Here is a 13,987-nt window from a genome sequence, read left to right as displayed (position 1 = left end):
ATCATAAACAATAATTTTATGAATAATTAAAAGATTATGTTAGTGCTTTAGCAAGATGATTATTGAAATTGAAAGTTATTACGGTAATACACTAATTTCGGGTAAAGCTAAAATTATTAGCCAATTAAAAAATCGCATAATGAAGATTATTAATGATTTTGGTACAGATAATTTTAGACTTCTTTTTTATTCAATTTGGCTTGACTATTTATCCCTATGATGAACATATCATAATTGATTATGTTATCGATTAAGAAACTTATTTAATCTATAAACCAATAGATTAATTTTAATAAATATTTTCAATTTTTGAACATTTCAATTAGAAAAATAAAATGCCGTTAGCAAACTAACGGCATTATTTCAATGATAACAATAAAATAAATAGTCTCTATTTTTTAACTGCTTTCGCATTCGGCAAATCAGTTACCGATCCTTCATAAATCTCAGACGCTAAACCTATTGATTCATGTAACGTTGGGTGAGCATGAATAGTTAATGCAATATCTTCAGCATCGCAACCCATTTCAACTGCCAATGTAATTTCCCCAAGTAATTCACCACCATTTGCTCCAACTACAGCACCACCAAGAATACGATTGTCAGCTTTATTAAAGATTAATTTAGTCATCCCTTCTGAACAATCAGAAGCAATCGCACGACCTGATGCCGCCCATGGGAATATAGCAACCTCATAATCTAAACCTTTTGCTTTAGCTTCTTTTTCAGTTAAGCCAACCCAAGCAACTTCAGGTTCAGTATAAGCAATTGATGGTATAGTTTTTGGATCAAAATAATGTTTTTTACCAGCAATAACTTCTGCTGCAACATGACCTTCATGAACACCTTTATGCGCAAGCATCGGTTGTCCAACAATATCGCCAATAGCATAAATATGAGGCACATTCGTTCTCATCTGTTTATCTACTTCGATAAAGCCACGATCAGTCACATTTACACCTGCTTTTTCAGCGTTGATTAGTTTACCATTTGGAGTACGGCCTATTGCAACTAATACCGCATCATAAGTATGAGTTTCAATGGTTCCATCTTTTTTCTCCATGGTGACATAAATTGCATCATGTTTAGCTTCAACAGTACTTACTTTAGTTTCTAATCTCAAAGTAAATTTCTTTTGAATTTGTTTAGTAAAGATTTTTACCACATCTTTATCAGCAGCTGGAATAACCTGATCAAGCATTTCAACCACATCTACTTCTGAGCCTAATGCATGATAAACCGTCCCCATTTCTAAACCGATAATACCACCACCCATTAAAAGTAGTTTTTTAGGAATAGTAGTTAATGCTAATGCATCTGTCGAATCCCAAATACGAGGATCTTCATGTGGAATAAATGGTAAAGTTATTGGTCTTGAACCCGCGGCAATGATGGCATTATCAAAAGTAATTTTAGTTATACCTTTGGATGAAGTAACATCCATAGTATGACTGCCAGTGAATTGTGCTTCACCTTGAATAACATTGACTTTACGCATTTTAGCCATACCAGCAAGCCCATTAGTTAGTTGGTTTATAACTTTTTCTTTCCAACCACGAACTTTATCTAATTCAAGTTTAGGCGTACCAAAATGAATACCATGTTCAGTCAATGATTTTGCTTCATCCATTACTTTGGCAACATGGAGTAATGCTTTAGATGGTATACAACCAACATTTAAACAAACACCACCTAAAGTTGAATAACGTTCTACTAAGGTAACATCTAATCCAAGATCGGCAGCTCGGAAGGCAGCGGAATAACCCGCTGGCCCCGCTCCTAAGACAACAACTTGTGTTTTAACTTCTTGACTCATAATTAATTTCCCCCACTACATCACTAATCGACGTAAGTCGGATAAAACATTAACAATATGGCTTAAGAAGCGTGCACCATCAGCCCCATCAATTACTCGGTGATCGAATGATAATGATAAAGGTAACATTAGGCGTGGTGTAAATTCTTTACCATTCCAAACTGGTTTCATACTTGAACGAGATACACCTAAAATACCTACTTCAGGTGCATTTACAATTGGTGTAAATGAAGTCGTTCCGATACCACCTAGACTAGAAATGGTGAAACAACCACCTTGCATATCACTACCGGTAAGTTTGCCATCGCGAGCTTTTTTGGAAATTTCTGCAAGTTCACGAGAAAGTTCAATAATGCCTTTTTTATTCACATCTTTAAATACCGGCACAACTAAACCATTAGGAGTATCAACGGCTACACCGATATTAATGTATTTTTTGATGATAAGAGTTTGTGCATCTTCAGACAATGAACTATTAAAACGAGGATAAGCTGTTAAAGCGCTGGCTACTGCTTTCATAATAAACACTAGTGGCGTAATTTTCAGATCCAGTTTTTTCTTTTCAGCTTCGGCATTTTGTTGTTTACGGAAAGCTTCTAATTCAGTGATATCTGTTTCATCAAACTCAGTAACATGTGGAATCATTACCCAATTACGATGTAAGTTTGCACCAGATACTTTTTGAATTTTAGTTAATGGTAATGATTCAACTTCACCAAATTTACTAAAATCAACTTTAGGCCACGGTAATAAACCAGGTAATGCACCACCAGTACCACCATTTTCTATCTGTTTTACAGCATTTTTTACGTAAGCTTGAATATCTTCACGTAAAATGCGATGTTTAGGGCCAGTAGGTTGTACCTTAGCAAGGTTAACACCAAACTCACGAGCTAAACGACGAACAGAAGGAGTTGCATGTGCATAAGCATCATTCTCTACAAATTCATTGGTATTTGCTGATGCGGCTGGCACAGCAGAATTATTGTTAGTATTCGCAACTGGAGTTGCAATAGCTGGTTTTTCTGCTGCCACAGGTGCAACATCAGTTTTTACTGGTGCACTGCTAGCAACTGTCTCAAATTCCATAATTTTTGAGCCAGTTTTAACTTTATCACCAATTTTTACTGAAATGCTTTTCACAACACCAGCAATAGTAGCAGGCACTTCCATTGAGGCTTTATCGCCTTCTACTGTTATAAGTGAATCATCAACGGAAACTGAATCACCAACTTTAACTAAAATTTCAGTGACCTCAACTTCATCACCACCAATGTCAGGTACATTAACATCAACCACTTGGCTTGCACTTGGGGCTGATGGTGCAGCAACTGGTGCGGCCGTTTGTTGTTTATCTGCTGCAGCCTCTGTTCCGCTGTCATCAAATTCCATAATACTTACACCAGTGGTAACTTTATCGCCGATTTTAACAATGATTGATTTTACAATTCCTGCTTGTGGAGCAGGAATTTCCATTGATGCTTTATCGCCCTCAACCGTTAATAACGATTGATCAGCTTCAACTTTGTCGCCAACTTTAACTAAAATCTCTGTTACTTCAACTTCATCACTTCCGATATCGGGTAATTTTATTTCAATAGTCATTATTTTTTACCTCTTATGCATTACGTGGATTGAGCTTATCAGCATTGATGTCGAACTTTTTAATCGCGTCTTCAACAACACTTGTTTGAATATCACCACGTTTAGCTAGTTCTCCCAATGCTGCAATCACAACATAAGATGCATCGACTTCAAAATGATGACGTAAATTTTCTCGACTGTCACTGCGACCGAATCCATCAGTACCTAATACTCTGTAGCTTTCTGCCGGTACAAATCCACGAATTTGTTCTGCATAAATTTTCATATAATCAGTTGAAACAACTGCTGGATTATTATTCATTATTTGAGCAACATAAGGAACTTTCTCTGGTTCACTCGGATGTAACATATTGTAACGTTCACAATCTTGACCATCTCTAGCTAATTCGGTGAACGAAGTTACACTATACACTTCTGAGCTAATACCGTAATTTTTAGCTAGGATATCTGCAGCTTCACGAACATGGCGTAATATTGAACCAGAGCCTAATAATTGAACAGTAGGTTTACCTTGTTGTCCTTCAACAGTATCTAATTTATAAATACCACGACGGATACCCTCTTCTGCGCCTTCAGGCATTGCAGGTTGAGCATAGTTTTCATTAAGTGTAGTAATATAATAGTAAACATTTTCTTGTTCACCATACATGCGACGTAAACCATCTTGCATAATAACAGCAACTTCATATGCATAAGCCGGATCATAAGATACACAGTTAGGGATAGTTAACGCTTGAATATGACTATGACCATCTTGATGTTGTAAGCCTTCACCATTTAATGTAGTACGACCAGAAGTACCACCGATCATAAAGCCGCGAGCTTGTTGATCGCCTGCCGCCCACATTAAATCACCAATACGTTGGAAACCAAACATTGAGTAATAAATGTAGAAAGGAATCATTGGTAAATCATTAGTACTATAAGAAGTTGCAGCTGCTAACCACGATGCTGTTGCACCACATTCATTAATACCTTCTTGCAAGATTTGGCCTTTTTCATCTTCACGATAGTAAGCAACTTGTTCTTTGTCTTGCGGAGTATATTGTTGACCATGTGGATTATAAATCCCTATCTGACGGAATAAGCCTTCCATACCAAAGGTACGAGCTTCGTCAGCAAGAATCGGCACTAAACGAGGCGCTAATTCTTTATCTTTTAACATAATGTTAAGTGCACGTACAAAAGCAATTGTGGTTGAAATTTCTTTCGATTGAGCTTCAAGTAATGGTGCGAATTCAGTTAAAGAAGGAATTGATACAGTTCCTGAGAATTTAGTCAATCTTGACGGCACATAACCATGTAAGGCTTGACGACGTTCATGAATATATTTGTATTCAGGAGTATGTTCTTCAAATTTAATGTAAGGTAATTTTTCAAGTGCATCATCTGTAACTGGGATATTGAAGAAATCACGAACATGACGAACACCGTCCATATTCATTTTTTTCACTTGGTGTGCAATATTCTTAGCTTCTGCTGCTGCACCCATACCATAACCTTTAATAGTATGTGCTAAAATCACTGTTGGGCGATCTTTGGTTTCTTTTGCTCTAGCAAATGCAGCAAACATTTTTTCAGGATCTTGACCACCACGATTAAGTCTGAAAATTTCTTCATCAGACATATCTTTTACTAATTCTGCAGTTTCAGGATATTTACCAAAGAAATGCTCACGAACATAAGCACCATCTTTAGATTTAAAGGTTTGGTAATCCCCATCAAGCGTTTCATTCATTAAGCGAATTAATTTTCCTGATTTATCTTTTTGTAATAATTTATCCCAGCGATCACCCCAAAGCACTTTAATTACATTCCAGCCAGCTCCAGCAAATACGCCTTCTAATTCATTAACAATTTTGCCATTACCTGTAACTGGGCCATCTAAGCGTTGTAAATTACAGTTAATTACAAATACTAAGTTATCCAATTTTTCACGTGTAGCAATTGTGATTGCACCTTTTGATTCTGGCTCATCCATCTCGCCATCACCTAAAAATGCATAAACAGTTTGTTCAGTAGTATCTTTCAATCCACGATGATTCAGATATTTTAAAAAGCGAGCTTGGTAAATAGCGCTAACTGGACCTAATCCCATTGAAACAGTTGGGAATTGCCAAAACTCAGGCATTAATTTTGGATGAGGGTAAGATGATAATCCTTTTCCATGTACTTCTTGACGGAAATTATCTAATTGTTCTTCGGTTAGTCGGCCTTCAATAAATGCGCGAGAATAAACCCCTGGAGAGATATGGCCTTGGAAATAAATTAAGTCACCACCGTCTTTTTCATTGCGAGCACGGAAAAAATGGTTAAAACAGACTTCATAAAATGTCGCTGCAGATTGGAATGATGCCATGTGACCACCCAGTTCTAAATCTTTTTTAGAAGCACGAAGAACCATCATCATTGCATTCCAGCGAACAATAGAGCGAATACGTCTTTCAATTTCCCAATCACCTGGATAGGCTGGTTGTTCATCAACAGGGATAGTATTAATATAGTTACTAGTAGATGAGCCGAAAAGTAGAGGAACTCCACCATCTCTGGCTTTATTTACAATTTGTTCAATAATATATTGCGCTCGTTCTACGCCTTCTTCACGAATAATTGACTCTAAACTTTTAAGCCAATCTTGCGTTTCTACTGGATCAATATCATTCACTTGCATGTCCGACATATAAAAACCTCTTTTTTGTTTTAAAAAATGCAGTTTTTGCTATCCTTAGCTATAACAGACGTCATAACTAACTCTATAAGCTCCAACTTTGCATTACGGATGCTTTATTGCTATAAGTCTGCCATCTTCCTAAAAAAAGTAAAGTAAACTGACGGTTATAAAAGAATGTTAATTCCTATTAAATTAATCAACTATTTCAATTATTAATTTGATAAAAATGATAATTATTTGATAAAAATCAAATTTAATTTGTGGGTATAGTAAGAATCTTGTGTTATGAGTTATACATTGAATGAGTGATGGTTGTCAAGTTATAGCAAAATCTGCTATATAGATGTAAATTTATTGATAAATTACAACTTAACCAGTGTTAGATATGCCAAATAAAGACGTTGTTATTAAACAATTAGGTATGTTACCTTATCTACAGACTTATCAAGCTATGCACGATTTTACTAAGCAGCGTGATGCGCAAACCTTAGATGAAATTTGGCTTGTTGAGCATTTACCTGTTTTTACTCAAGGTAAAGTAGGTAAACCTGAACATTTACTAACCACTACTGACATTCCAGTAGTACAAACTGATCGTGGCGGTCAAATTACCTACCATGCCCCTGGTCAACAAATTATGTATATTTTGTTTGATTTAAGAAGACGTAAAATAGGCATACGAGATGTGGTTAGTTATTTAGAAAATAGCGTTATTCAAACTTTACAGCACTATGACATTACCGCTTATTCAAAATCGGATGCACCAGGTGTCTATATCAATCAACAAAAAATCTGCTCACTAGGATTACATATTAAGCATGGATGTACATTACATGGTTTAGCACTTAATATTGATATGGATTTAACACCGTTTAATTATATTAATCCGTGTGGCTATGCAGGTTTAAAAATGACCCACATGAAGCATTATGCTGCACAACTTGATCGTCAAGAGATTAACCAGTTATTAACTGATAATTTTATTAATCAGTTACCAAACAACTAAGATATTAAATATGCAAAATACTCAAAATCAAATCCCTAGTTCCAAATATCGTGACGCTGACAAAACGCGTCTCATCCCGACCATTACGGTTGAGGATATCGCTCCATTAAAAAAACCTGATTGGATGAGAATTAAATTATCTGCTCATAACGATAATATTGCCCATATCAAAAATACTATGCGTAAGCATGGACTACATTCAGTGTGTGAAGAAGCATCTTGCCCTAATTTGGCTGAATGCTTTAATCACGGTACAGCAACTTTTATGATATTAGGTGATATTTGTACTCGCCGTTGTCCTTTCTGTGATGTTGCACATGGTCGTCCATTACCACCTGACCGTGAAGAACCGAGTAAACTAGCCTTGACTATTCAAGAGATGAAATTACGTTATGTAGTCATCACATCTGTTGACCGAGACGATCTAAAAGATGGTGGAGCTAGCCATTTTGCAGCTTGTACTCAAGAAATTCGCGCATTAAGTCCGAATATCAAAGTTGAAACATTAACACCTGATTTCCGAGGTTGTATTGATGAAGCGATAGAGGTTTTAAGCGAAAATCCACCAGATGTGTTTAACCATAATTTAGAAAACATTCCTCGCTTATACAAAAAAATTCGCCCCGGAGCTAATTATGAAGGATCATTAAAATTACTTGCTTCTTTTAAAGAAAAACATCCAGAAATTCCGACTAAATCAGGTTTAATGGTTGGATTAGGTGAAACAAATGAAGAACTCATTCAAGTACTAAAAGATTTACGCAGTAATGGCGTAACTATGCTAACTTTAGGTCAGTATCTACAACCGAGTAAATATCATTTACCAGTAGAACGTTATGTATCACCTCAAGAATTTGAAGAATTAAAACAGACTGCTTTAGCAATGGGTTTCACCCATGCTGCTTGTGGACCGTTTGTCCGTTCATCTTATCATGCCGATTTGCAAGCAATGGGAAAAGAGGTGAAGTAACATCACCTCTTGCAAATTTAGCAATTAATTATCAACAACAATAAAGCGACGATTTTCAGTAACAATTTGTAAGAAAATTGGTAAGCTAATTTTTTCATCTTTCAATTGTTTACCGGTTAGATCATAAATTTTAGAGCGTCCATATGCGTCTACTACCACAGTTTTATCATCATAAAGTGCAGCAATTTGATTTTCACTACCGGCTAAAACCCATTCACGAGCAGACTGATTAAATAAATTTCGTCCTTGACTGTACTGCTGAGCTGAGGTGGTAACATTAAATGCATCTTGCATTAATGTTCTTAAGATATCTGTTTGTGAGGTAACAGTACTAATTTGTTTTATTTCTTTTCCTGGCCATGAAATAATCAATGGCATTTTTAATTTCTCACGGTTAAAGCTATTTTCAGTATTACGTTGTACTAATTTTTTAGCTTCATCTATTTTTAAATTATTTGAACCAGTAATAATTATTATCGTGTTCTCATATGCATTAGATAGTTTTAAATAAGCAATTAAAGATTCTAAATATTGATCGAGTTTTTTAGCTTCTGATTCTAATTCCACTATAGCCATTTTCTTGTTTTTAGGAACAAGTGAATATTGTATAACCGAAAATAAAGGCGCATGGTTCTCAAGTTTATTTTGTTGGTCATGCCATGCCATCCAATAATTAGTGGCAAGCTTATTGGTTTGTTTTTTGCTATCAGGTATTGAGAAATTAGATAATAATGCATAGCGGTAAAGTGGTTCAGAAAAACCGTCAACAGAAAATAAACCGAGGTTATAATGCTGTTTAGTAACTGTATCGAATAAAACCGATGTCTTATGACCAGCAAGGATACTATTATAGTAATTAGGATCTAAGCCATAAAATAGTGAGAAATTATTTAAATAAGGCTGACTACTTGCCGCATAATGATTAGTAAAATTAATGTTCTGATTAGCAAACTCCTTAAGCCAAGGCATATTGTTCGCCAATAATTGATTATTCCAACCATCAATATTTATTATTAAAATATTTTGCTTAGTTTGTTGCTCATTAAATGTAATCCGATCTAGTGGATACTCAATAGCAATTGCAAATGGATTACCTTCTTGAATAGTTCTATTTCGGTAATCATTTTCAGCAATAAATCCATAACGTTCCAGAAAGTGACGGGCAGTTAATGGATAAGAGAGCGGTAAACTCGAACGTTGCATGGTAATTGGACGATAAAAATTAGCATCAGCCCAAATGTGAATTAAATGAGAGGAAACAAAACAAAGAATAAAGCCAATAACTACTGGTCTAGCATAACGTTTGCGTTTATTTAAGCTACGTAACTTTTTCCAACTCCAAATAGCAAACAATATCTCAACTAAAAGAATAAAAGGAATAAGAATAAAAGCACTATTTAAAAAAGATGTCTTGTCCGAAGTAAATAATTGCCATATAGATAGATTAAGGTGCATTCTAAAATGAGAAAACACTTCAACATCAATCAGAAGTAAACTAATACCTATTGTGGCAATAACAGTAGCAATGATTCGTTGCCAACGTGAAGAGTGAATAAAAAAGCTTAAAGGAAACAGCAAAATCAAATAGACTATAAAGGTGAGAAAACTAAAATGTCCTATAGCACTAATGATTGCATAAAAACGACCCATAAAAGTTCGTGGCCAGTCAGCAATTAACAAATATTGACTACCTAGGGCAATAACAACAAAAATATTAAATAGGGTAAACCAATGCCCCCAACTAACTATCTGCGAGGTTTGATCGTCTTTGATATGATTATTTTTGAGTTTGAGCATATTTAATTGTTGTTAGTGGTAGTAATCAAGAAAAACTAAACTAAATTTACCCCACAGTTTAACTGATTTTTAAAAATCTTTCTGTAATTTTTTTATTTGTTAGCACAAAGATATTGGTTATTTGTTGGCGTTATAATCGATACTTGATATAATTAATTTAATAACATAGCTAATAGAAAAGACAATACTTTGGCAATCAAACAACTCAACTCTCAAGAAGTCCAACCTGATATAAATTACATTTTAAATAACAACGACATTAAAACAGATTTATTCAGTGATGGATTAACAAATTTACTATCATGGCAACCTCGAGTTGCCGCTGCCGTGTCATTATTATGTAAAAATAATAATACACGTTATCGCTCGCGTTTTATGTTACTAAAAGCTTCTGAAAACGAACTTTTTTTTGATCTCCTTAAACAATCCATTAAACCAAGTTTAACTGCTACAACGCTAGGTTATAGTTATTATTTTAGTGAAAATAAAATCACATTAATGCAAGCGAAAAGTAAACAAGATAATTTTGCTGTTCAAGATAACTGTTTAACGGCTACAGTAGTTGATATTGAAAAACTTTTTGGTTGTGTTAGGCAACCAGAAAATAGTCCGATTAAGTTACAAGCGGGATTAATACATCAAGCTAATGGTGGCATATTAATTTTAGGTTTACGTTCCCTGCTTGCTCAACCACATGTTTGGTCTAAATTAAAACAAATGGTTATGTCGCAAACCTTTGAATGGTTTTCAGCAGATGATTCGCACCCATTACCATTATCGATTCCTGCCATGCCGTTAGATCTACGTATCATCTTAGTTGGTGATAGATTATCTTTAGCAGAATTACAGGAATTTGAACCTGAATTTTATTCATCATCTATTTATGCTGAATTTGAAAGTGAACTAAAAATAACTGAATCTCGGCAAATCAATGATTGGATGAATTATTTACAATTTATTAGTCGCCAACTAGCATTACCAAAAATTGAAAAAACAGCTTTTGCTAAAATTTATAAACATGCAACAAGATATACTGGTGATCAACATTATCTACCACTCAGCGTTGAGTGGATTCAATCACTATTACTAAATTCATCTTATTTTGTACAAAATGAAATTATTGATACATTAGCTGTCAGCAAAGCTTTGGAACAAAAAGCATGGCGAGAAAATTATTTAACCGAGCGGTTTCATGATGAGTTCTTTACCAATCAAATCATGATTGATACTAGGTCGCAAGTGGTTGGACAGATTAATGGCTTATCGGTGATTGAGTACCCAGGCTATCCTAAAGCCATCGGCGAACCAACACGTTTAAGCTGTTTAGTTCATTTTGGTGACGGTGAATTGATTGATATCGAACGTAAAACCGATCTTGCAGGTAATATTCATTCTAAAGGAATGATGATTATGCAAGCATTTGTTATGTCGGAGTTTGCAATTAATCATCAACTGCCATTTTCTACATCTTTGGTGTTTGAACAATCATATAGTGAGATTGATGGCGATAGCGCCTCGCTTGCAGGTCTTTGCGCCCTTATTAGTGCACTGTCTAATCAACCTATCGATCAACAATTAGCTGTCACAGGTTCAGTTGATCAATTTGGTCATGTTCAATCAATTGGTGGCGTAAATGAAAAAATCGAAGGCTTTTTTGCTGTTTGTCAGCATCAAGGTTTAACTGGTCAACAGGGTGTAATCATTCCTGCTAGCAATCAACGTCATTTGAGTCTAAGTGATGAAGTTATTGATGCCATTAATAATAATAAATTTTCAATTTGGGCTGTCGAAAATGTCGCAGATGCACTCTATTTATTAACCGGCATTCCTTTTAAAGATGAAAACAAAATTAGTCTTTATAAATTGATTCATGCGCGTATGCAATCAATGTTAGTTCAAGAGAGAAAACACGATGGTTGGCTTAGTCGCTGGAAAAAAATTGCAAAAAGTAACAATACACAATAAACTGAGACCAAAATTCCATTGATGGAATCAAAAGATAATAATGTAAAACTTTACAGCTTATAATAGTTATTTGTTTTATATTAAATATATGCTTTTATAAGCAATCAGGTAATGACAACAAAATAAAAGGTTTTTTTTATGACATTTGAACGTAAATCTTCGTATGATAAAGCAGATTTGATTAAATCAGGCAATAGTGAATTATTTGGTCATGATGGACCGCCATTACCTTCTGATTTAATGCTAATGATGGATCGTGTCATCGAAATGAACGAAGACGGTGGTAGTTTTGGTAAAGGCTATGTTGAAGCTGAATTAGATATTAACCCTGATTTATGGTTTTTTAAATGTCATTTCAAAAATGATCCAGTAATGCCTGGTTGTCTTGGCCTTGATGCATTATGGCAATTAGTCGGATTTTATCTAGGCTGGATCGGTGGTAAAGGTAAAGGTCGAGCACTTGGTGTTGGTGAATTAAAATTAAAAGGCCAAATATTACCTCATAATAAAAAAGTTACTTATAAAATTAATTTTAAACGCGTTATTAACCGTAAATTAATTATGGGTATCGGTGATGGCGAAGTTTATGTTGATGGTAAATTAATTTACGAAGCAACTGATCTTAAAGTTGGATTATTCAAAGATACTTCTGAATTTTAATTTCTGAAAATAGAACTCCTTGTTTAGTGTCAGTGATTGACTGAATATTAGCAGGGAGTATTTTTTTATTTGCTATTCTAAAGCTGGCCTATAATGTATTTTCTTCGCAAATGTTTACTCTCAATTGCATTATTCTTAACTGTAATTAGCCAAGTTCACGCTGATTTCAATGGTAAAGTGATTAAAGTTATTGATGGTGATACTGTAGATATACTCACCCCGAAAAAACAAAAAATTCGCGTTCGTTTGCTTGATATTGATGCACCAGAAAGCCAACAAGCATATGGTAAGGCTTCAAGAAAATACTTAGCCTCATTAATTGCCGGAAAAAATGTTTTTGTTCAAGAAAGTAATAAAGATATCTATCAACGTACATTAGGAACCATATACCTAGAACAAATCAATATTAACGCCAAAATGGTAGCAAATGGTTTTGCGTGGGCTTATCGCTATAAAGGCGTCGTCAATAATAACAATATGCTGAAACTTGAGTCAAAAGCCAAACAAAATAAAAAAGGGTTATGGAAAGATAAACATCCTATAAAGCCATGGGAATTTCGCTATCGTAATAAATAATTTTAAATTTTTTTGCTAAGTAGCATCACTGCCAATAGTTGTAATATTTTTTCTAGTTGTTAATAACCTTCTCGGCTTTTAACTGACTTCACCTAAATATATTAAATTTTGCTTGTTCAATACCGTTTGCCGTTAATTAACTACATAATCAGCAATAGCTTTAGTGGTACTATCCACTTTATCAAAATAAGTTTTACAATTTTCAATTAATTCAGCTATACAGACCGAAGATAAACCAAACAGAATTAAAAATAAAATTTGCTTTTTTTAGCATATCTATTTCTAAATTATTAATTTCATGAAATCAAAATTTTATTTATGTTAGCGAGATAATATAAGAATGAAGAATGGAATAAGGAAAGTTCTATAATAGATGGGTATCTTACCAGCAAAAAATTACTGGTAAGATTAAACAATCAGTTAGATGATTGTAACATCAGCAGCCGCTGGACCACGAGCACTATCTTGGATAGAAAATTCTACTTGTTGACCTTCGCCTAGAGTTTTAAAACCATCACCAGAAATTGCAGAGAAGTGAACAAACACATCTTTACTTCCATCTGAAGGAGAAATAAAACCAAAACCTTTACTTTCATTGAACCATTTAACTTGACCAGTTTTTTTAGACATAATAATCTTCCTATAAATAAATTAATCTCTACCATAAAAGGCAATACTTAAAAACATAAAACCTAGACTACTTATTAACAAAGAGAAGACAATACTGAAGAAAACTAATACAAATGTGATTGAAGTAAACTACAAACTGCATAAATCTAAATGTTACAAAATAAATCTGCATGTAATATGCTGATGACTATTAACTCATAAAAAGGTGATGAATACAAGCAATGTTTTTTTTAATTTGTAAATTTTCTTAACATGATTAGTAACCAATTGTTATTAATCATGTTAACTTTT

10 protein-coding genes are annotated in these 13,987 nt (G+C 34.3%); 5 read left to right on the top strand and 5 right to left on the bottom strand.

Annotation, left to right across the window (positions count from 1 at the left end):
• Window positions 1–391: 391 nt before the first annotated feature.
• Genes lpdA through aceE form a run of 3 tightly spaced genes read right to left on the bottom strand, consistent with a single transcriptional unit; the run spans window position 392 to window position 6,101 of the window.
• Entirely contained in the window at window positions 392–1,816 is a 1,425-nt protein-coding gene (lpdA, locus tag B6D18_RS07060) for a dihydrolipoyl dehydrogenase (RefSeq protein ID WP_086363803.1), read from the bottom strand.
• A 15-nt stretch (window positions 1,817–1,831) separates the two neighbouring features.
• Window positions 1,832–3,421, bottom strand: coding sequence for a pyruvate dehydrogenase complex dihydrolipoyllysine-residue acetyltransferase (gene aceF, locus B6D18_RS07055; RefSeq protein ID WP_086363802.1), 1,590 nt, complete (start codon window positions 3,419–3,421; stop codon window positions 1,832–1,834).
• Between the two features lie 13 nt (window positions 3,422–3,434).
• Complete coding sequence (aceE, locus tag B6D18_RS07050) at window positions 3,435–6,101, bottom strand: pyruvate dehydrogenase (acetyl-transferring), homodimeric type (protein WP_086363801.1); 2,667 nt, start codon at window positions 6,099–6,101, stop codon at window positions 3,435–3,437.
• Between the two features lie 376 nt (window positions 6,102–6,477).
• Here aceE and lipB point away from each other — a divergent pair, with 376 nt between their 5' ends.
• Window positions 6,478–7,098: a lipoyl(octanoyl) transferase LipB gene (gene lipB / locus B6D18_RS07045; protein ID WP_086363800.1), complete on the top strand. Its 621-nt coding sequence runs from the start codon at window positions 6,478–6,480 to the stop codon at window positions 7,096–7,098.
• 10 nt (window positions 7,099–7,108) lie between these two features.
• Window positions 7,109–8,068: a lipoyl synthase gene (gene lipA, locus B6D18_RS07040; protein WP_086363799.1), complete on the top strand. Its 960-nt coding sequence runs from the start codon at window positions 7,109–7,111 to the stop codon at window positions 8,066–8,068.
• Between the two features lie 24 nt (window positions 8,069–8,092).
• Here lipA and B6D18_RS07035 read toward each other — a convergent pair whose 3' ends face one another.
• Window positions 8,093–9,865, bottom strand: a complete 1,773-nt coding sequence (locus B6D18_RS07035) for a DUF3413 domain-containing protein (protein ID WP_086363798.1) — start codon at window positions 9,863–9,865, stop codon at window positions 8,093–8,095.
• A 189-nt stretch (window positions 9,866–10,054) separates the two neighbouring features.
• Between B6D18_RS07035 and B6D18_RS07030 the strand changes: the two genes are divergently transcribed.
• The 3 genes from B6D18_RS07030 to B6D18_RS07020 all read left to right on the top strand — a co-directional run bounded on the left by B6D18_RS07030 (window position 10,055) and on the right by B6D18_RS07020 (window position 13,066).
• Complete coding sequence (locus B6D18_RS07030) at window positions 10,055–11,830, top strand: Lon protease family protein (RefSeq protein WP_086363797.1); 1,776 nt, start codon at window positions 10,055–10,057, stop codon at window positions 11,828–11,830.
• Between the two features lie 138 nt (window positions 11,831–11,968).
• On the top strand, window positions 11,969–12,490 hold the full coding sequence (gene fabA / locus B6D18_RS07025) for a bifunctional 3-hydroxydecanoyl-ACP dehydratase/trans-2-decenoyl-ACP isomerase (RefSeq protein ID WP_065579250.1): 522 nt from the start codon (window positions 11,969–11,971) through the stop codon (window positions 12,488–12,490).
• A 93-nt stretch (window positions 12,491–12,583) separates the two neighbouring features.
• Entirely contained in the window at window positions 12,584–13,066 is a 483-nt protein-coding gene (locus tag B6D18_RS07020) for a thermonuclease family protein (RefSeq protein ID WP_086363796.1), read from the top strand.
• Window positions 13,067–13,486: 420 nt separating this feature from the next.
• Here B6D18_RS07020 and B6D18_RS07015 read toward each other — a convergent pair whose 3' ends face one another.
• Window positions 13,487–13,696 carry a cold shock domain-containing protein gene (locus B6D18_RS07015; RefSeq protein ID WP_065579252.1) on the bottom strand — a complete coding sequence of 70 codons (210 nt, stop codon included), beginning with the start codon at window positions 13,694–13,696 and terminating at the stop codon, window positions 13,487–13,489.
• Window positions 13,697–13,987 lie beyond the last annotated feature (291 nt).

It is taken from the genome of Gilliamella sp. A7 (assembly GCF_002142015.1).
GTDB lineage: Bacteria > Pseudomonadota > Gammaproteobacteria > Enterobacterales > Orbaceae > Gilliamella > Gilliamella apis_A.
Note: the sequence above shows the minus strand (reverse complement) of the source record. Positions and strands in the feature narration are given on the sequence as shown.